This is a genomic window from Hyphomicrobium facile (assembly GCF_900116175.1).
In the GTDB taxonomy this organism is placed as follows: Bacteria; Pseudomonadota; Alphaproteobacteria; order Rhizobiales; family Hyphomicrobiaceae; genus Hyphomicrobium_B; species Hyphomicrobium_B facile.
In genome coordinates, this window is sequence record NZ_FPCH01000004.1 from 155,165 (window position 1) to 175,659 (window position 20,495).

The 20,495-nt window shown below is 59.0% G+C and carries 15 protein-coding genes and 2 tRNA genes; 6 read left to right on the plus strand and 11 right to left on the minus strand.

Annotated features, from left to right (window positions below):
• The first annotated feature begins 22 nt into the window (after positions 1-22).
• The 3 genes from BM399_RS18710 to BM399_RS18720 are packed head-to-tail and all read left to right on the plus strand — an operon-like array spanning position 23 to position 4,469.
• A complete protein-coding gene (locus BM399_RS18710; protein ID WP_092869314.1) occupies positions 23-1,360 on the plus strand; it encodes a hypothetical protein in 1,338 nt (445 codons plus the stop codon).
• A 33-nt stretch (positions 1,361-1,393) separates the two neighbouring features.
• Positions 1,394-2,566: a S1 family peptidase gene (locus tag BM399_RS18715; protein WP_092869315.1), complete on the plus strand. Its 1,173-nt coding sequence runs from the start codon at positions 1,394-1,396 to the stop codon at positions 2,564-2,566.
• Entirely contained in the window at positions 2,550-4,469 is a 1,920-nt protein-coding gene (locus BM399_RS18720) for a caspase family protein (protein WP_092869316.1), read from the plus strand. The genes BM399_RS18715 and BM399_RS18720 overlap by 17 nt, the downstream gene beginning before the upstream one ends.
• A 1,364-nt stretch (positions 4,470-5,833) precedes the next feature.
• Here BM399_RS18720 and BM399_RS18730 read toward each other — a convergent pair.
• From BM399_RS18730 to BM399_RS18750, 5 genes are all read right to left on the minus strand, one after another.
• Positions 5,834-8,563, minus strand: coding sequence for a phospholipase D-like domain-containing anti-phage protein (locus BM399_RS18730; protein WP_092869465.1), 2,730 nt, complete (start codon positions 8,561-8,563; stop codon positions 5,834-5,836).
• 19 nt (positions 8,564-8,582) lie between these two features.
• On the minus strand, positions 8,583-8,885 hold the full coding sequence (locus tag BM399_RS18735) for a hypothetical protein (RefSeq protein WP_092869318.1): 303 nt from the start codon (positions 8,883-8,885) through the stop codon (positions 8,583-8,585).
• A gap of 13 nt (positions 8,886-8,898) precedes the next feature.
• The gene (locus BM399_RS18740; RefSeq protein WP_143117868.1) at positions 8,899-10,638 is read right to left on the minus strand and encodes a hypothetical protein; all 1,740 of its coding nucleotides are present in this window, start codon (positions 10,636-10,638) and stop codon (positions 8,899-8,901) included.
• 1,071 nt (positions 10,639-11,709) lie between these two features.
• The gene (locus BM399_RS18745; protein ID WP_092869320.1) at positions 11,710-12,972 is read right to left on the minus strand and encodes a tyrosine-type recombinase/integrase; all 1,263 of its coding nucleotides are present in this window, start codon (positions 12,970-12,972) and stop codon (positions 11,710-11,712) included.
• Between the two features lie 148 nt (positions 12,973-13,120).
• Positions 13,121-13,205: transfer RNA gene (locus BM399_RS18750), tRNA-Tyr, on the minus strand.
• Between the two features lie 351 nt (positions 13,206-13,556).
• Between BM399_RS18750 and rlmB the strand changes: the two genes are divergently transcribed.
• Positions 13,557-14,261: a 23S rRNA (guanosine(2251)-2'-O)-methyltransferase RlmB gene (gene rlmB / locus BM399_RS18755; RefSeq protein ID WP_280140599.1), complete on the plus strand. Its 705-nt coding sequence runs from the start codon at positions 13,557-13,559 to the stop codon at positions 14,259-14,261.
• Positions 14,262-14,345: 84 nt separating this feature from the next.
• Here the strand turns inward: rlmB and BM399_RS18760 are convergent, their stop codons facing one another.
• From BM399_RS18760 to BM399_RS18770, 3 genes are all read right to left on the minus strand, one after another.
• Positions 14,346-14,678, minus strand: coding sequence for a hypothetical protein (locus tag BM399_RS18760; protein ID WP_244531368.1), 333 nt, complete (start codon positions 14,676-14,678; stop codon positions 14,346-14,348).
• A 249-nt stretch (positions 14,679-14,927) separates the two neighbouring features.
• Positions 14,928-15,260, minus strand: a complete 333-nt coding sequence (locus tag BM399_RS18765) for a hypothetical protein (RefSeq protein ID WP_092869321.1) — start codon at positions 15,258-15,260, stop codon at positions 14,928-14,930.
• Between the two features lie 165 nt (positions 15,261-15,425).
• Positions 15,426-16,829 (minus strand): exopolysaccharide biosynthesis polyprenyl glycosylphosphotransferase, encoded by a 1,404-nt coding sequence (locus tag BM399_RS18770; RefSeq protein ID WP_177228221.1) that lies wholly within the window; start codon positions 16,827-16,829, stop codon positions 15,426-15,428.
• Positions 16,830-17,309: 480 nt separating this feature from the next.
• On the opposite strand from BM399_RS18770, the gene BM399_RS18775 reads away from it, so the two are divergent.
• Positions 17,310-18,155 (plus strand): WecB/TagA/CpsF family glycosyltransferase, encoded by an 846-nt coding sequence (locus BM399_RS18775; protein ID WP_244531369.1) that lies wholly within the window; start codon positions 17,310-17,312, stop codon positions 18,153-18,155.
• A gap of 26 nt (positions 18,156-18,181) precedes the next feature.
• Here the strand turns inward: BM399_RS18775 and BM399_RS18780 are convergent, their stop codons facing one another.
• Positions 18,182-18,370 carry a hypothetical protein gene (locus tag BM399_RS18780; protein WP_092869323.1) on the minus strand — a complete coding sequence of 63 codons (189 nt, stop codon included), beginning with the start codon at positions 18,368-18,370 and terminating at the stop codon, positions 18,182-18,184.
• 990 nt (positions 18,371-19,360) lie between these two features.
• Here BM399_RS18780 and BM399_RS18795 point away from each other — a divergent pair.
• Positions 19,361-19,435: transfer RNA gene (locus BM399_RS18795), tRNA-Thr, on the plus strand.
• 104 nt (positions 19,436-19,539) lie between these two features.
• Here BM399_RS18795 and BM399_RS18800 read toward each other — a convergent pair.
• Together BM399_RS18800 and BM399_RS18805 are read right to left on the minus strand one after the other, a co-directional pair.
• A complete protein-coding gene (locus BM399_RS18800; RefSeq protein WP_143117869.1) occupies positions 19,540-19,749 on the minus strand; it encodes a hypothetical protein in 210 nt (69 codons plus the stop codon).
• Between the two features lie 281 nt (positions 19,750-20,030).
• On the minus strand, positions 20,031-20,219 hold the full coding sequence (locus BM399_RS18805; protein ID WP_092869326.1) for a hypothetical protein: 189 nt from the start codon (positions 20,217-20,219) through the stop codon (positions 20,031-20,033).
• Positions 20,220-20,495 lie beyond the last annotated feature (276 nt).

Consider the following 20,495-nt stretch of genomic DNA (forward strand, 5'->3'; position numbering starts at 1 on the left):
GAGTAAATCAGAGAGTGCTCAAATGCATAAGATTGCGGTCCTGCTCGTCGTTCTGATCCTCACGGGCTGCGCCATGGCGAATTCCACGCTGCTGCCCAAGCCGAGCGGATTGGGAGGCTGCCATAGCGATGCCGGCGCTTATTCGCTCTCAAAGACCTACGTTGCGGTCGAAATCGCCAAGAGCGATTCCCCCGATCTCGGCGAGGAATTCCGGTTGAACAGCGTCCGCCTGGTACGCCACCCCGACAAAGGCAAGACCTATTGCCTCGACTACCTCGGTTCGCCGACATCCAACGAGACGTTCACGGTGCAGAAGGATGCAAGCGGGCTGCTCATGAGAGTCTCGGCCAACTCCAAGGATCAATCGGCGGCAATCGCTAAAAAGGTCGCCGATACCATTTTCACTGTCGTATCGGGCAACCCGAATTTCGATCCCAATGAGCAGGCGGCCGGTCGTAGCAGCCTCGACAACGCGCCGGCAACGCTGACGAGCCCTTACCGCGCCGAGTTCGACCCTTTCAACTCCGGCCAAGCGGCTGTCGTCAACGATTCCATGCGCAAATTCGGTTTCTGCATGATGATCGAAAACCAGGGCCTGGCGCCGGGACAGCGCGACGCCGACTCTTATTGCGAGCACCCCCTCGGAGGCGTCTCGCTCGAGCGCGCATTGGCCGATGGCTATGATGCGGACTACCAAGCTTCCCCTATTCCCGAAATGCGAGGAATTTTGTACCGGCCGCGGGTGCCGTACGTGATGTACCTGTTCGTCAAAAGGGATCTAAAGGCCAAGGGCGGATGGCTCCTCAAGGCCAGCGAAGCCGTGCATCTCGAAAACAAATCTCCGGTCCTAGGCGTGGGCATCGACCGAGCCTTTTTCACCGACCGCAAAACGACGCTGACGTTCGATCAAGGCGCGCTCGTCGATATCGATATCAACAAGAAGAGCGAGCTTGCCGGGTTCGTCGAAATTCCGCTCTACATTGCCCAAGGCATCGCCGCGCTCCCGACAAACATCATTCAGGTTAAGATCAACGAAACGAACAACAACACCGCCCTGATCAATGCCCAGCAGCAGCTGATCGATTCCCAAAAATCATATCAATCCACGCTCTCCCAGCTTGCTAAGCTCCAAGCCAACCCGGCAACGACAACCCAGCCCGATGCATCCAACGTGCCGGCGACCTCGGGTCGTTCGACGTCGCTATCGCCCGAGGAAAAGAACCAATGCATTGCTCGCAACGCGTCCCAGTGGGGCCAGGTGGAGGCCCAGCGCTATTGCAATTGCGCCTTTGACCAATGCTCCGCTGCCGGTTTGAGCGGTCAGGCGTGCGAGAATTATTGCTCGGGGGGATCGGGCTAGCCCTAAAGATTGCGAAGGGAGGACGCAACAGAGATGGGCTGCCCGCGCATTTATTCGGAACGCAGGTTTTCGCTACTGCGGTGGCTGGCGCCGCTCCTTGCTGCTCTTGCCATCGGCACAGCGGGGTCGGCCGCTCAGACGGTCGCGGACGTACATGGTATAACGCATTGCGACAAGACGGAAATCGTGTGCCGGCGGGGTCTGGTTGACCGGCTGGTTGCGTTTGCGGCAACGCGGGCCGGCGGCGACGAGAACATGCGTGCATCGTGCCTGAGGGAAGGTCTCGACCAGCTTCAGTCGAATCTCAACGAATTCACTTCGCTCGATCTGTCGCAGATTCGTTGCCTTCCTCAGCCGCAGGATGCGAGCTTGCAGTATCGGAACGGCCTCCAAGAGCTTCTCGAAGAGGCCAAAAGCCAAATCAGCGTCAGCTCCGAAGCACGGATAACCTTCGGCGTGCCGACCACGGAATGCGACTTCCCCCATACGGTCGTCATAACCCGCAATCTCGGCGAATTGTGCACGGGCACCCTCGTCGACAGCAAGACGGTCCTGACCGCGGCCCACTGCGTCTGTGATCTCCGGATCGAGGCGAATCCGACGGCCATACGCGTCAAGGCCACGCACGACGCCCGCGACGGCAAGCCGGGAGTCGGACTGAGGGAGATAAAGCCCAGCGCTACATTCAGCGGCTGGAACTGTCAAAACCGGTTCTCGCCCCCAGATTGGGGACGCGATCTCGCTTTGCTGTTCCTAGAACAGGATATGCCGCCGCCTTCGGTGAACGCTTGCGCCCGACCCTCCCCCGCCAAGATCGCCTCGACCGGGATGTACCTCAACCCGGTCGTGAGCGTTGTGACAATCGTCGGCTTCGGCCGCGACGAGCGGGCCCAACTTGGGCGCAAGAAGTGGGCCAATCTTCCTATCGTATCGAAGATTTGCGGGGACGATATTTCTCACGCCAAGTTCAAATGCATGCCCGGCCGGGAGGCCGTACTGGCAGACCCACAGCTTCTCCGGGATACCTGCGGCGGCGACAGCGGCGGCCCGGTCTTTTTGAAGTCGGACGCGAATTTTTTCATAACTGCCGTCACGTCGCGCGAAGTGAGAGGAGGCGCTTGCGGTCCCGGCGGAATTTATACCTTGATCACGCCTGCGGTCGTGAAGTGGATGAAGAGGCTCGGCGTCAATGCAAGCTCCGAATAATCAAAATGCTCTTCTTCCGGTGTTCGCACTGCTAGGGCTTGCGCTTTTCACCCAAATTGCGCGTGCCGACTGTCCCGAGCTACCGCCCACGGACAATGTCTGCATCAACCTCGAAACGACGGCGGACTGCGGCGCAAACTGCTGCACATTCAACAAGGACAACCGGCGTACGGCGCTCATCATCGGCAACAACGACTATTCCGGCAAGCTCGGCAATCTGTGCAACGCCGGTTTTGATGCGCGCGCCCTGGCGCTCAAGCTTAAGGGCGAAGACTTCAATGTTTGCTGCCTATTGAACGCCAAGCACCGCAACATCGAAGGCGCCCGGATCGCCGCTACGAAATACATGCGGGACGTCGAGGCGATCAAAGATGCCGACGGCAATCCGCGATATTTGCCGCGCGATACGCGCTTTCTCACTTATTTCGCCGGCCACGGAAGCTTCAGCACTGGGCAAGACGACAACGGCGTTCCGAACCAAACCTTGATTTTCGGCACCGGGAAATATGAAACCGACGAGGATCTGCTGGATAATGCAACGTCCATAACAACCTTGCGCGACGACTGGGGAAGCTTCCAATCCGTCCACCCGATTATCGTCGTCGACGCGTGCCGTACCCCTATTACTTTTCCGGCGGACCTCACTTCATTTGAGCCGCGCGAGTCAGTGACAAGCCGAACATTCAGTATGGCCGCTCGGTCGTTCAAAATTCCGCTGACGCTCAAAGCCCGAGGCGGCGGCTATGTGGTCCTCTACTCGACAAAAGCTGGAACGATCGCCTCGGATGTCTTTTCGGGAGGGGCTGGTAGTGTCCAAAGCGGCCGGTTCATGAGGTATTTCTCCGACGAGATAGACGCCTGGGGAAGAAAGCTCGACCGTATCTTTGATGTGGTCAATGTCGCCGTCAAAAAAGACTCCGAGGCAGCAAGGCCTCCGGATGGCCAAGCACCCACCGAAGATGATAATTCGCCGCTGTTTAACGCGTGGCCTTGGCGTATTTCCTCGGATGCGTGCTCTGCGGCGATGAACGAGCTGGGTAACGCGGTCGAGTCCGACGGCGCTGGAGGGAGCCGCTGCCCCGATAAGCCCTTTTCGGAATGTCTGGCGTTGGGAGAACCTTCGCCGGTGCAATGCGCCACTTATAACATCCAGCTTGCCAGCGTGAAATCTGACGCGGCATGTGCGGCAAAAGTCGACCATGCTTTCAGCGCGTTTTTTGGAGCAAACGGCGATCGCTGCCGGAACGTGTCCGCCGAACCGGAATTTGTCGCCACAAACTTCACGCGCGATATGACGGTAGCCGATGCCCGGCTGGACCAAGCACTTACGGCTCCAACTACGCGAGGAAGCATTCTGACAGAGGGTGCTCCGGAAATTCCGCAAATCGAAAAATCTGTCGAAGTTAGGACAGGGACAGAGCTCAGGTCGCCGGACCGCCAAAGGTCGGCGGTCGAATACGCCCAAAAGGGTACGAAACTCCAAATCGATTGTCTTAGCCCTGGCTCAAGCTGCTCGCGCGATTGGATTGGCGTGCGCTCTTCCAGTGGACAGCTCTCGTATGTGCGTCGCTCCGCGGTCAGGGCTGTATCGTCGGCAAAGGCTACCGTCGATCTCTTATTCGACAAGGCTACCGGACTTCCGACGATATCGTCGCTTGAGGCGCTGGAAAAAGAGGCTGGTCAATTTATTGACAAGCCGGAGACGACTGTTCGCATTACTGCCGAAGTTTCAAATGGTGCAGATCCGATGGCGATGGCCGAGGCCGAACGCCAGGCCAGCCAGCTCGAAGCGCTCATTCAGGCGGGTGGCTTCAAAGGTCAAAAGTTTGTTAGAGACTATGTGGTTCTCGCCAAGGACATCGAGCCAAGCCAGATTCATCTTGAATTTGTAGCGGGCCAATGAGGGCCTGGGTTGCAGATGTTGCTCTGCGGATAACGCTCCTCTGTCGCCTTGCGGTCCGATTGCGTACAAAGTTCCAATTGACGCAATCGGCGCTCAGCGCCGGTGAATGAATATCCCGCTTTCTCTGCTTTTCAGACATTGGTATTCACGCTGCCTTGTCTTGCATCCTGAATACAGATTGGTGGAGACGGAGTCCGCCTAAACCCAAGCTCTTCGTTGAGTAAATTCGTCATTACCAAATGGCGTCCACGAATTCGTCCACAAATGCGCGCTCGATGGTAAGCGATTTGCCCCGATGCCAATAGACGTCAGTCTGGGAATTTCACTGACTTTATTAAGTAGATCGACTTGGCAGATTGGTGGAGAGGGAGGGAGAGCATGAAGATCCTATTTGATTGATTGCTCAGAGATATCTGGCACCTACTTGCTTCAATGTCCCACTTTATGTCCCAGTCCGTGGCCGAGATGGGCGGCAATCAAAAGTAGCTACGAGGGTCAAAGCGATGACGCAGACGCGATCGCGCCTTCAGTTGGTTGCGGGGGCCCGCTACAGCCGATGCAGTCAGCCTCGGATCCTTCCTTTCAGCTTGTCGGCTTAGTTATGAAAAGAAGGGTGAATGCCATTCGCTTCTTCACAAGATCGCGAGGTTTGAAGCGCCTTTCGGCTTTGGCGGCCAACCGCGGGTGGTGGATTTAGTGCCTTCGGACGCCCCATGTGAAAACTTGCGAGGATTGATTTGATGGAAAACAATACTGCGCAACTATACGGAATTTTCGAAGAAGAATTCGAACTCGATAGGGGAGTGGCGCGGCTTCGTAAGGGGAGCTTGCTACCTCTCGCAAACACCGTCGAAATGTTTGCGGCTGCACTCACATCCGCCCCATCCGCTGGTCGGAAGCAGAAAGGTTCGCAGTCGTAGTCGCGGCTGAAGGCTACGGTATCGATCCTGTGCTTGAACTGCTACGGAATGCGGCAATGCGCGCGCTTACTCCGTTGCTGGCCAATCTCCCCAGACGATGACTGAGATGTCGGTCGCTCTTCGGGAACCCACCTCCACGCCGTCGCAAGCCTTGGCAGCAGCCCGCATCATCCAAATTTTTGGCGCCGAATTCAGCGTTCATTGAAAATACGATTCTTGGGCATGCCGTTCGCGGAGGATCCACGAAGGCGGAGACAACTACGGCGACCATCCCCGTTTAGGACCTGATCATGGACGCACTGGCCGGTGGTCATAACGCGCGGCGCAAATAATCGATTCCTCCGTCGTGCGCGTGCACCAGCCCCGATCACAGCACGTCGAGGGGGGGCCGCTATGAAAGGCGGCCCTTACTTACTATGGGCCGCCGCGCACGAGGAAATCAGACTACCAGCCCTTCGACATCGCTTGATAGATATCCCTCCGGGCCAGTACCGTCTCACAGGTTTCCCAGGCTTTGCCAGTGAGATAAACGTCCCCCCCGTACAGCACGTCGAAAGCGTTCTGCGCCGCCGCCTTCCTGTTAGTGTAATCGCGCAAATTCTCCGCGAGCGTGTGGACATCTTCGATCCATTCGTCCTCAATCGTATCGGGGAGAGAGCCAAAGATATCGTAGACGTTTTCCATTCTGCCCGACAACGCATTGTAGATATCCTCATCCCGCGTGCCCTGATAGACGAGATTGAGCATCGATACGCGTTCGCGGAGCTGCCCGAAACGCTTGATCCACCCAAGTCGCTGCTCCAGGCGAGAGGGGTTCCACGGAAGGTCCATGTTGATGAGCGTACCAAGTGTTTGGAGGTTCAACCCTTCGCAGGCCGCATCTGTCGCCACAACTAGGCGCAACCTGCGCTGTTTCACTTGTTCCTTGATCGTCTCCCGCTCAGCAGAAGCAAAATCGCCCGCGAGCCAGATCCCGGATTTGCCCAAACCGGCGTATACCGCCACGGGCTCGGCCGGGAGTTCCGATGAAAGCCCACGGGCAACCCAATCTGAAGTATCGAAATACTGGCTAAAGACGATGCATCCGCGGTCCAGCCACCCGTGTTCCAGTAGAAATCGCTTTGCGACTTCAAGCTTGGGGTCGGATTTCATTGGCTCCAGCAGTTCGATGATCCGTTTAAGAAACGACGCCTCATCACGCTCGATGGTGGGGGGCGCATCTTCCCGCAGTAAATCATCAGCGTCGCTTTCGGCCTCAATCTGTCGTTTCGCGAGCAGCGCCTTCGCGGTTGAAAGACCGCTTGCAAAGCTCGAACAGATGCGTTGTTGCATCAGCTTTTCGGTGATACCGGCTGAACGGTCCCTTTTGCGCAAGGCTGCGCCAAAGGCCGTCGCGCACTCGTAGGCTTCGTCGAAGGCAGACGATGTCACGAGCGCGCGACCGGCAAATCCGGGCTGTGAGCACTGCGCCGAGGGGAAAACGTCTACCGCAATCCGCTTCAAGAGTCCCATTTCCTCCAGAGTACGCCGTTTGCGCAATACGACGTGACGGACGATCGGATTGTGTCGTTGAAAGAAGGCGAGGCCAGAAGCTTTCGAAGCAAGCGCGTCGCGAAGGTCGGCGCGGACGTCCTCGCTCAGGTCGACGTGCGATCGGTCTGCTCGAAACTCACGTGGGGACACGCTAAGCTCACTCCGGCAATGGTCGAAAAGCGTGTCCTCGCGACCCGGCGGAAGCGGATTCCTGATGAGTGCCCAACCTCCCGCTTCATCAGTAATCTGACGCGCGCCGGTGATCAGATCTCTCGCTACTTCGGGTCGCGCCCAATCCGTTACCGTTGGGCCGCCAAGCACATGAGAAGCACCAGAGTTGAGAACGCCCATGAGGTCCCACAGCTCGGCTACATGAGTCTGGATCGGCGTCCCCGTGCCGAGCAGGACGTGCCGCGCGCGACGCGCGATCGCCATCATGAAGGATAGAAGGTTGTTCGGTTCACCATCCGGATCGTTGAGCCCCCGAGTGCGCCGCGCTTTGTGCGCCTCGTCTAGGATCACCATGCCGAACTTCATCTTCAGAAGTTCGGCGCATTCCCGGTCGTGAACGTGGACGCCTTGTTGGAAGACGAGGCCTGTTGAGACAATGCCGATCCAATAGGGGCAGCGGACGACGTCCTTTGGTCCGTTTGCCTTGATGACGTTATCGCTCGGATCGAGCCATGCTTTCCGATTGGAAAGCCAGACTGCAGACGGAATGCCGAGCTTGTCTTTCAGCTCGACCTGCCACTGCCGTGTCAGGGTCGAAGGGCAGAGGATAAGAACGGGGCCGTCTCCCAAGAGTGCGGAAACGAGCGCGGACGTCGCAAGCGACAGCGTTTTGCCGACTCCCACTTCGTCCGCGAGCAAAAGCCGCGCGCCATTTTCGCCGTACGTCTCGCGATGTTGCAGGAACATTGAGACGAAGCTGCGCTGCCAGGGCTGCAATCCATCGTCTCGACTAAATATCGGGGCCTCGACCAGCGCAGCGGGCGCCACCTCTTCCGGATCGAGTGCGCCGATCTCCACTTCTCTGCGAAGCGCGGTGCGGCCAATCTCCTCGATCACCGCTTCAGGTAACGGCCTGCCGCGTGCCCACAGCCACTCGAACTCAGAGTGCACCCAAGCGACGCCTTCCGGTGACGCGTCTTCCCAGACAATCTCATAATGGCGGGACCAGCCCTCCCGCGTTTCGTTCAGCGAGCCAATGAAGGCGATCTTCGACCCGTCGTGCGCTTCAATCACGCCGGCCTTGCCATGAAGGAAGGGCGCATCGTCGCCGGCGACGACGCGAACGGCGACTTTTTTGCTCTTGAGAAGATTATACAGGCGGCGGTAGCGCTCGCGCTTCATAAGCCGTTCGAGAGTATCGACGCCATCACTCAGCTGTTCTTTCAAGCCGACTTCGAGCGCCTTGGCGGTCTGCACGTCGCGCGGATCGAGATCCCCGTTACAGACGATGCGGATGTCGTCGACGCCTTCGAGGTCTTCGCCAACCAGCTCGAAAATGGAGGAGCGAAAATAACCCGCGATGCGCCGATAGCTCTTTGCTCCCTTAAGACGCTCCGAGAGCAGAGCGTGATCGAGCCGTCCGGTGCGCGAGGAAAAGCGGCGGATTTTGGCGTCAGTCCACTCCGTCACACACGTCCCCTTCGCACTTTCAGCCCAGACGTTGATTTTCAATCAGATCAGCGAGCACGAGTGCAGCCGCGCCATCGACATCGGTGCGCTTCTCGCCGATAAAAAGAGCGATGGCGATGATGTGTTCGCGTCGTTCATAATAGCGGGGCGTGGTACGCAGCTCTTCGAGGATGGTTCTGGCATTCGGATCTTCCGCCTGGAGCTTTAGGATTGCCCATAGAATGCGCCGCGTGGGAGTTTCGCCAAAGCCCTCGCCGAACTGCGCGCGGCCGAACCCGGCAGCGGACTTCAGGCGCGCGGCGTTGGGCTGCACGCTGGCCATCAGCGGCTGCCAGTCAGCGCGAAAGCGCTTTGGCGAAGTTCTGGTAGTTGTCGAGCTTCTTGAGGCCCGCGGCATCGAGATCGAGCATCTTCAGATAGAAGCGCTCTTCGGCCGTCAGTTGGCCCCACACCTCTCGGGTTAGGCCGGAGGGCACGAGGTGCGAGTTAGCGGTTTCGGTGGCAAAGTCGATGATCTCCTTCACCGTATCAGGACGGCCCCGCACCCGCGGGCGAGAGGCGTACGCCGCCATATCCTCGCCGTCGATGCGGGCGTAGCGGGTGAGCACGCGCAGCGCGGCAGCATATCCCGCCATCTGCAGGTCCGCGTCCTCGAATAGGTTTTCGCTGCGGCCGTGGGCAACGGCGCGATCATTGAGGCCGGTTAGGCTTTCAATTTGCCGTGCGACCTCAAAGCCGATCTCTTGGGTGATCTCGTCGCGGTAGCCGGCCTCGCCGTCTTGGCGCTTACGCAGGACAAGTATCACCGTGCCCTGCACGTAGCCGCCTTTCTTCAGCTCGGACGTCGTTTCGGTCGCGACGTACCAGGCCGCGGTTACCTGTAGCCCTGCGCCCCACATGATGGCGGCCATGTCCGCCCAGACTTCGGCGTCCTGATGCGTGAACATCACGATCTGAAGGCCGCTGTCCGGCATGTGATTAGCGAGATTGCGGTAAGCCGCGATCATCTCGGCCTTGAAATCCTCGCCCGAGCCCTTGATGGCGAGCGCACGCCTGCTGTCCCACACCCAATCCTTGAACGGTTCCGGTGGGTTCTTGCGGAGCCAAGCAATGAAAAATTCGGTTATCTCCTCATAACGAACGGCATCTGCGTAGGGAGGATCCGTGATCCACACGTCAGATGTCAGACCTGAAGTAGCGGCGGAAACGGCCGACACTACAGAAACCCCCATGACGCCGTTCTCTGCTCCAATTCCAGTGGGGTCGATGTCGTCGAGCAGAGCGCCAACCGATCTCCCTGCGTAATTGACGAAGGTGTTTAACGCTTGATTGTAGAAGACGTGGTTTGGGATGTCTCTGGCGCCCGCTAGCTGCTGGCCAGTTTGCTTGTCGACACGCGGCATCGAAGTGAGCCACTGACACATTTTGCTCGCGTGGTTAATCGCTCTCGGCCAGAGGGCATACAGCCCTGCGTTCGATATTTGCGACTTCATCGTCGCTAGCACGAGCAGGTCGCGCGGCGTGAATAGGTGGTGCCAGTATGTCCAGCCGCGTTCGAAAATGGGCTGACGGGTGTTGAGTCCGGGCTCTATAGGCATGTCGGGCACGAGGCCGCGTGCCTGCCAATCGGCGAGGCTCGCGCGTACAATGTCTTCGAGCTTTCTCTCTCTCGCTTCGTCGTCGGGAGAGACCTCAGCGAAATAAGTGTCTTGGCGCGAGGCGCCAAGCGTCTCTTTCGTGATCCATTGGATCGCATAGAGGCGCTCTTGATAGATATCGTCCGGTCTCGGGATAAAGTCCTGCTTTTCCCAGCGACGGAGATTGTTCACCGTCGCGCCTTCGGGTCCGCGCCGGTCTCCTCGCAATGTCCGGATTGGCGTGCGGTGTGTGGTGCCGTCGAGCGTGACCACGAGGTCCCCGTTGTCGACCGTTCCAGTCTCCGCGGCCAGCATCTCTGCATCAGACACATCAGATCGCACGCGGATGTGGAACCGCTTCACTATGCCATTGGGCTCGAGGACTGCAATCGTCCGTCGCGAACGGCTGATGATCCTGGTCGGCAACATCGGTACCATGTAGCCAGTCTCGGGACGGATCATCCCGGGTTTGAAGACGCGCCCGCTTGGAGGTTCATCCGAAATTCCGGCGTCGTGTTGAACAACTCGGCGAGCCACAAAGCAGCATCGGCCATCAACGGCGCGGTTACATGAGGCCGGCTACTTCCCGCGCTCACACTAACTGGCGTTGGCGCTTTTTGCGTGGAACATGTTCTCGCGCAATGACACCACGCAGATCGCGACCGCCCCTCAAGAAACACAATCAAGTAACGGTACCGGTACCGGCACATCAGGCGTCGATATGACGCCCGCGCCATCGGCGGCGTTCAACCGGCAACCTTCCAGGCGCTCGAGAATCTGCATGGCATCAAGGTCGGTGACGTCGATCTGGGTACGCAAACGACGAGCACCGTAAACGGGCTTCGTGGATCACTGGAGACCATATCCGACGAGACTTCGGCCCGAGCGGCTCTGGTACCGCTAAATAATTCTGAAGAGGAATTCGACAATGTCAGCGGGCTGGCAAATCAGCTCTCGCCGGATAGTAGAAAAGCACTCGCAAGCGCTATCATGAGCGTACGACCCATGCTGGATCAACTTTTAGATAAGGCGCTTCAGATCCCCGGCGCGAGCGCACTCATCAAAACCCACGGTCGACGGTATCCGCGCTAAACTCGATACCATGGACACGGCCTGATGCGATTGCCACTCATTCATTGAAGCCGAGGAGGCGTATTAGCCCGCTCGTTAACAGAAATGGCGACGGAGAGAAAGTTCGCGGCGCACAAGCCGGCGACCGCGCAAGGCTTTGGGCGATCCGATGCACTGATTCCCACCATGGAGAGCGCAAGGCAAGGCGCGAACTAAGTGCCTTGGGGCGGCCGCAGCGCATTTCCGCTTCTGGCCCACAACTGACATCCACGGCGGCGTAGTTGATCCCGTCCGATTCAGCTGAAGAGCTAACATCTCGTGATCGAAAATTTTGATAGTCAGCTGCAAATATAAAACTGACCGCAAAAAACTTCTTCGGATTTTCTTGCATTTGGTGGGTGATTCACGGGCTCGAACCGTGGCCCCGCTGATTAAGAGTCAGCTGCCCCGTGGTTCCTTCCGAAGATAAAAATTGGGCGCCGCTCCGAAGTTCTGATCCGCCTTGCGGATAGTTTTTGCGCAGTATCTGTCCCACTCCCCCATTAACACTCGGCGCTTTTCAGACAGATCACCCCGTCGATATGCGGCTTCAACGCCGTCGCTGATCGCATGCGCTAACGCCATTTCGACGACAAAGTTTGGGAAGTTTGTCGTTTCCGCTGCCCAATCTCGGAACGTCGATCGAAAGCCATGAACAGTAAGATCGCTTCGCTTCATCCGCCTCAGCAACATCAACATGCTCATGTTGCTGAGGTGCCGGCCAGGCTTTTCTCCAGGGAAGACGAACTCATTCTGCTTGACTGTTTCCAGCTCTTTGACGATCTCGACGGAACGTGGCGATAGCGGCACCCGATGCTCCTTGCCGCTCTTCATCCGCGCGCCAGGCACCGTCCAGAGCTTCTTACCGAGGTCAAACTCGGTCCAGCGCGCGCCCAGCGCTTCCGTGGTCCGAGCAGCTGTGAGAATGGTGAACTCTAGCGCGCGAGATGTCAGTCCCGCTGTCGCTCGCAGCTCCGACACGAACGCCGGCAGATCGTCGAACGGCATCGCCGCGTGATGCTCGACCTTGGCAACCTTCGATGGCTTCGGCAGCAGGTTTGCTAGGTGACCGCGCCACCGGGCTGGATTTTCCCCTGAGAAAGCGCCACGCGCCTTTGCCCAATCGATCACAACCTCGATCCGTCCGCGTACCCGAGACGCTGTCTCGGGCATCGAATGCCAAATGGGTTGTATGGCATCAAGCACAATCACCGTCGTGACGGACGAGACCGCAATGCCACCGAACTTCGGATAGAGATAGCGTCGGAGGGTGCTGTGCCACTGCTCGCAGTGCTTCGCGTTCTTCCAGCTCGGCTCGTGCGCGGCCATGTAGGCTTCGGCGCATTCCTTAAATGTCATCGAGCGAGCCTTGTCAGCAGCAACTTCCTTTTCCGCCAGCCGCTTCGCCTCAATCGGATCCTGACCGAGGTCAAGCTGGCGGCGCGCATCGCTGGCCAACGAGCGCGCGGTTGCAAGACTAACCGAAGCCGCCGAACCCAGCCCAAGGTACCTCGGCTTGCGTTCGCGCATGTACCGGAAGACCCAGGATCTAGAGCCACACTTGTCTACCTTGAGGTAGAGGCCGGCGCCGTCTGGATGCATGCCGACGGCCTTCGTGTTTGCAGCCTTAATCGCAGTCAGTCGGTGGGTGGCTTTGGGCATAGCTCGTCCACAAACTCGTCCACAAATGGATGGCCCGATGCTAGGCGATTTGGCCCGGCGTCAATAGACGTCAGCTCAGGATTTTAACTGATTTTATTAGATTATTTTCTCGTCGACCGACGTCAATCGACACTGCCATACGGGGTCTTGGTGGAGAGGGCTGGATTCGAACCAGCGTAGGCGAAGCCAACGGATTTACAGTCCGTCCCCTTTAGCCACTCGGGCACCTCTCCCCAGGCCGCTGTTCCGCGGCCGTAGAAATGAAAGCGCCCTGCCAACCGGGCAGGGCCTTCGCCCGCGTTATCTTCACGGGGGCCTTTCATGTCAATCGGAAAAGCGGCAATGTGCGCATCGGCCCCCATCCCGTTGCCGAACAGGGTATCCCGAGCGGGCCGATAGCGATTAATTTTTCGAGGCAAGCCCTGCAGAAACCACGATTCAACAAGCCGTGGCGCGATAAGAAGCGCTCGAGCGACTTTTCATCTCGCCCCGGCGGACGGCCCGGAAACGACCGAGCAAACGACCGAGCAAACGACCGAGGGCACGCCCGCGGCCACTCTGAGAACGAGGACGGCCCGATTCGGCTGTTCGGGCTCCACGCGGTCGAAGCCGCTCTGAAGAACCCAGCGCGTAAGGCTCTGCGCGCTCTTTTGACCGAAAACGCCGAGCGCCGCCTCCTGGAGGCCGTCGGCAAGATCGAACTGCCGATCGAGCGTGTCTCGCCGCGTGACCTCGATAAGCTTCTGGGCGCCGATACGGTCCACCAGGGAGCCGCCCTCGACGTCGAGCCGCTGCCCGAACCCGATTGGCATGATCTCGCCGAAGCCGCAGGCGGACGCCCCCTCATCGTTCTCGATCAGGTGACGGACCCGCACAACGTCGGCGCAATCCTGAGGTCGTCGGCCGTCTTCGGCGCCAGTGGCCTCGTCATGACGCGCCGGCACAGCCCTCCCCTCAACGGCGTTCTCGCCAAGTCCGCGTCCGGCGCCCTCGAACTCGTCCCCGTCGCCCTCGTCGCCAATCTCTCGCAGGCTCTCGCCGAGCTGAAGGAGGCCGGCTTCGCCGTCATTGGGCTCGACAGCGGCGGCGAGCAAAGCATCGAAACCCTCGACTGGTCACGGCCGACGGCGCTGGTGATGGGGTCTGAAGGCAAGGGGCTCCGCGAGCTGACCCGCAAGACCTGCGACAGCCTCGCCCACATCACGACCGATGACACGCTCGCCAGCCTCAACGTCTCGAACGCGGCGGCGATCGCACTTCACACGGCGCTACTCGCCCGGAAGAAGTAAAAGCGGAAAAATGTAAGCGCAAAAATGAAAACGGCCGGCGCGTTCCCGCGCGCCAGCCGGATTTTCAGTATCGGACGGTACCGATTAATCGCAGATCAGTGGACGCTCGCAGACATACCGTCCGCCGCGGCAGACCGTGTCGCCGAATTCATTTTCAAAGCACCGGCGTCCGGACCAACGGCACTCTTCGCGGCCACGGAAGCAGCGGCCGTCGTCATAGCGGGAATAGTAGCGCGGGCGGTCGTAGTCGCGGGCAGCAGCCGCACCAAGTATGCCAAGGCCGATGATGCCCGCGGCAACACCGACACCAACGCCGACACCACGGCCGTGCCGAGCCTGCGCCTCTGGAGCGACGGCCAGCATCATTGAAAACGCAACCGCGAGCGCCATCATCGCGTTGCCAAATCGCTTCATCATGGGTTGTATCCCCTCACCAAATTACTCGAACGCCTGCATGTCCCGCTAGCGATGGGATATTCTCAAAAAACCTATGAACATGTCCTGAACAGCCGAAGCGGATGCTCGACACGAGCATCGCTCCTGGCATTCGCGGTAAATCAAAGGGCGCGTAACGTCACAAAATAAGAATCCGGATACGCGCAAACAGGAACGCCCGGTCCGAGCCTGGACCGGGCGCTGCAAGATCAAAAAATTATATGAGCCGGATCACCAGTCGCCGCGACGGTGGCCGCGGTAATGCAGCCGGTGCCATTCGACGTGATGATATCGCCGGTTCGGCGCGCCCCAAGAGGCGTAATAGGGCGGAAGAGGCCCCTTGTAGCGGCTGATGATGGGAGGCCCCCACTCGCCGGAGTTGTAATAGGGATAGTAGCCACGCGGGTCGTAATAATATGAGTAATAGTTCTCGAGCGCCGGATTGGGCTGGTAGACGCGGGGCCGAAGATCAGGGCGATCCAATCCCCACGCCGCCACCTCGCCGCTCGGCACTGCAGAAGCCGCGACGAGCGCGGCGAGCGCCATCAAGGATTTAAAGCGCATTGGGTGAACTCCCCCTGTGGGTTCCAGCTGCCTTCGCGGAACATTACGCAAAAGGTCCGAGAATCGTTGCCCAGAGTACCTTAAGATCGGTTGAAGACCATCCGGCGAAGTCTGCGACAATGCAGAATCCGCCGCCCCCGTTACATCTCTGCAAAAGCCCCGAAACTACCGCGCGTTGCGTTTGGCCTTGGGCGAAATCACCGTGAGCAAGAGAATGTAGAGATCGAAACCGACCGAGCAATTGTCGATGTAATAGAGATCGTGGTCGACGCGCTTCCGCATCGCCTCCTCCGTGCGGGTCTCGCCGCGGAAGCCATTGACCTGCGCCCATCCCGTGATGCCGGGCTTCACGTTCAACCGCCGGGGATAGCGCTCGATATGTCTCTCGAAATAGCGGTCATGTGCGACGGCATGCGGGCGGGGACCGACGAGCGACATTTCGCCCTTGAGAACATTGATGAGCTGAGGAAGCTCGTCGAGCGACGTCCGCCTCAAGATGTTCCCGAGAGCCGTTACGCGACCATCGTTCTCCGTCGCCTGGACGATCACGTCGCCATCGTCGAGTGACGTCATCGTGCGAAACTTCCAGATCTGAAATTCCGCGGTGTTGTATCCACGCCGCCGCTGCTTGAAGAACACCGGTCCGCGGCTATCCAACTTTATCAGGACCGCGATCACCGCGAACAGCGGGCTGAGAAGAGTGAGCGCGACACCCGCAGCCACCAAATCGAACCAGCGCTTCGTCGCGGCTTCCAACGGCCCAAGCGGTGGCCTCGTCAAAGAGATGGTCGTGGTTTCGCCGAAGCGCGCGATGCGTGCGTCCTTGAACCCCCGCACAAAGCCGCTCGTGCTCAAGTGGAGAGCGACGGGCAGAACACTGAAAGCATTGACGGCCCGCTCCAGGAACTGGCTGCGCACGAGCTCGTGCGAAATGATGACGTCTTCGACGCCGAGCATCCGCGCCTTTGCGATTGCTGCATCGAGAACGGCGTCGATCTGATTGGGCTCTTGCGCAAGATTGGGAACCGTCGTTCGAGCGATGATCCAGAACCCGGCCGCGGCGCCGTTGATCTCTTCTTCGAGCGCGGAGACATCCCCGTCCGTCGCAACGATCATCACCTTGCGCCAGCGAATCCAGCCGCGCGACATGATGTGAACCGCGGCGCGGCTGAGCGTCGAATTGAACAACAGCACACTGGCAAGCCCCGACACGAAAAACACGGCCAGCCACCCTTGCGAAAACGCATCCGTGCTGTTCGTCAGAAAACCGATGACCGCGAGGCCAATGAACACGAGGCTCCACGTCAGAAAAACGCGCCCAGGGCTGCGTCGTCCCTCCAACAGCACCTCGATGGCGTATTCATCGCGAATGAGAAACGCCAGACTATAGCCGAGCCCCGCGAGGATGCCGGCCGCCGCGTAAGTTTGGTCGAAGCCGGCTTCGCCATTGACCACGCAGTCGTAGAACACGCCGGTCGCGATCGCGATCAGCACGATGCCGGCAAGCTCGGCTAAAAAAGCTGCCGCACGGAAACTCGATTGGGTCAGAGCAAATCGCGAGAACCTCATGAGGTTCGGCGAAGCAAGTTGTCGAACAGTTCCAAGCACCGATAAGCGTCCTGTCACACCGGCGGGCAAAGCCAAACGTCCCGCCGCACGATGACAGTGCATTTGCCGGGCCGTTGCGGCGCGGCATGCCGTTTCCCTTCGAGCAATGCCCGACGGAAACAGCACCAGGACGCAGGTTGCATCGGCACCCACATCCCAAAAACTCTCGTAAAACCCGCGTGTTACGCGAGAATTCAGCGGCTCTTAACCGAATTGCTCGGGCGTTCCGAAATATATCGCGGCACTCGGCTCTCTCAACGATCGATCCTTGGGCGGAGCGTTTCGAAGAACGCCGCGCGCGCCATCCATATCGGGACGAACGGCCACAAAATGGGACAGATCGGCCACCCGATCTCCGCCGCCCGCCCCCGTTAACGCGAGGCACGGGAATTGCTCCGGCACTCCCCCTCAGGGACATGACAGCCGGATCAGAGATACAAAGTGCAACAGAAGAATACTGCCGCACGCGCATTGGCGGATCTGCAATCAGAGAGCATCGCAAAACCGCCGAGCGCGCCCCTCGCACACGTGGGCGGCTGGCCGATCAACACGCCGGACATGGATACGGCGATCGCCTCGGTCATCAATCGAGCGGGAGCAAGAGAAGCGTTCACCGTCTTCACCTTGAATCTCGATCACCTCGTGAAGCTTCGCAGCGACGAGCGATTTCGCCTGGCCTATCGCGAAGCCGACATCGTCACGGCGGACGGAGCGCCGGTCGCTTGGCTCGCGCGCTTGCAAGACCGCAGCATCGTTCGCGCCACCGGCTCCGACATGCTGTTGCCGTTGCTTGATGCGGCCGCAGACGCACGTCTCCCCGTATTTCTTTTCGGTTCCACCGAGGATGTCCTGGCAAAGGCCGCGCACGAAATCGCCGACCACACCGACGGCCTTCTGAAGATCGCGGGAATGCTCTCTCCCTCTCGCGCATTCGATCCGGAGGGCGCAGAGGCCGACCGTGCGATCGAAACCATCAGAAGGTCGGGAGCCCGCATCTGCATTGTCGCCCTCGGCGCGCCGAAGCAGGAAATCTTTGCCGAGCGCGCTCGTGCCAAAGGATTGGCATGCGGCATGGTCTGCGCGGGAGCGTCCCTCGACTTCGTTGCCCGCGCTCAAGTACGGGCGCCAAAACTTTTCCGCAAACTCGGCTTCGAATGGATGTGGAGACTGGCGACAAACCCGCGCCGCCTTGCGAAGCGATACGTCCAATGCGCAATCGTGCTCGGCCACCTCGTCATCGCGGAATTCGCCGAACGGCGCCCTGCCCAGCCGGGACCCCGCGTGTAATGTGCGCGAGCGTGATCTGATCTAAATCAGTTCGGCGAAAGAGCCGGAAGCGGCGGATGACGATTGTCCCCACGGCGGTTTCGTGGCCGAACATACATGATGGTCGCCGCTGGACACTTGGCCTTCAGTTTGAGCGCGGCCACCAGGGCATCGTCGCCATCGATGAGAACATGCCCGAGCTTTCCGTCCGACTTGAAACCCACGGTGAACTGCATGCCGGGACCTCCTCTCGTCGGTGTGATTGTACCACGTCTCGAGGAGGCTTCGCACTGCCGGTCTGCACAAGAAGCGAAGCATCGAACAACAGCTTGATTTTCTTCGGCAAGCCGGCCCTGCGCAATCGCAGCACGCCCCGCCTTGCCGCTCTAAAAGCGCGGCTTTGCCGATTTAGCCGAACTGATCGAGCTTGCTTCTCGACGAAATTCTTCTTCGGTTGCGAGCCCGTCGCGCGCGACTTCAGCGAAGCAGCCCTCTCGCCCAGCACCGCCCAAGCTTGAACGTCAGCCTCACTCTGACGACGTCGAGACATAAACCCCACATCCCCAGAGCATGTTTCGCCGCGAGGCAGAGCTAGAGCGATTCTGGAATAAGTTGATGTTCCGCGCACGTATCCCGTATGGCGTCGGTCAGGTTCGTAGCGGAACCAAAGAGAACCTCGCGCGTTGAGGCAGGTTCGCTTATTTGGAAATCGGGAGAAACAACTTTGGGTATCAAAAGCATCGCGTTGTGTGCTGTGGCTGCGTCGATCCTTTCGGCGACATCTGCTTCGGCGATCACAGTAGGCCCGCCTGCACCTGTCGCAGCGTCAACTGCGATCCAGCAAGTCGACTACAGGAACGATCACAGAAACAATTACAGAAACAATCACAAGAGGAAGTACTACCACAAGCGGCACGACAGGCATCCGCCCAAGGGCTGGCACCGCTACCACAAGCGGCCTGGCGACTGGAGCCGTCGTGGTTGCATGGCAATCGGACCGGTCTGGTGGTGCCCGTAAGGGCTCGCTTCTAACGGGAAGCAGAGGAAGCAGAGAGCAATCTCTGCTTCTTTTTTTGTCCGATCGGCCCGCGTCACCGGAGATGCGGCAGGGCGCTTGCACTCCACCCGCCCCGTCGAGTATCAAGCGCCTGCGCGAAGTCAGGTCCACCTGACACGTCGCAGCCAAAATGACGCGCCCCGCACGGGCGACGCCGAAACAACGGCAAGCCGGCTTAGCACAGTGGTAGTGCACCTGATTTGTAATCAGGGGGTCGTAGGTTCAAATCCTACAGCCGGCACCAATCTTACCAACGCCTTGGTACGCCCAGATCGTCCTTGTGGCTGACGTTGAAGAGACGGCGGATCGCTTTGACGTTGCCGGTTTGAGAATAGAGGTTGCACATCGCTACCGGTCTCGAAGGTCAAGCACCAAGCCGACCACTGCACCAAGCACAACTCCAATGGGTCCCGTGATGAATATACCCAGCAGCGGCCCTTGGTTGGCTTCAGGGGTAAAGACGATCGGACCGATGAAGCCGCCGAAGAACCCCACGATCCCTAGAATGAGAGCCCAGCGGGCCACTGAAGCGAGCATCGCTTTGCTGATCCCTGTCACTGGGCTTCAGATTAAGAGCCTCGGCGGGTGTGTCGAGACGCGTTCAAAGGCGGCATAACGATTTGTGACTTGAAGCGACGATTAAGTCCGCACCGGGAGAATGGGACGGCCAACTCATATGAGACTGGCTCCATGAAAATCTATCTCGACAAAACCAGCGCGCCGAGGTTTTCCCTCAGAAGGCGTTGCGAACTTTCGTTCAGCTCCTTTGCAACAGTTGACTTGTCCCGCCGTCGGCTCAACGAGCACCGGTCCCTGCCCTTTCCAGAAACCGCTGACCCTCAGTTCTTTGCAGGAAGCTTGGCGTACTCGTCGGGTGTTCTCGCGTCCCAACTCGCGTTACGCTTGAATTGCTCGTCAATCGAAGGGTCGCAGTGGTGCTTGACGCATCCGGGATCAGGCGATGCAGCGCAGCCGGTGAGGGCTATGAGCAGTGCTAGCTGGAAGATCAGTCGAACAAACATCGTCATTGTTTATTCCACATTCCCAGCTGCAGAATCCTGTCCATATTTGCATCGAGGCCCGGAAATGTCGACCCTAGCGGCTAGCGCACGCGCATAAATTGAGCGTTGGTTTTTGCTCTCTGCGTCACTGGCCGAGAACATGATTTCGATCTGACGTCCAAGTCGTCCGTCAGCGGGGCGCGATTCGATGATTGACGGTAGGAAGCTAGAAGGCTCGAGCCCTTGTCGAGTATCGTCGTGCCTTCAATGTCGAAACCGCGTGAACGCAGCACGCCCCTCTGG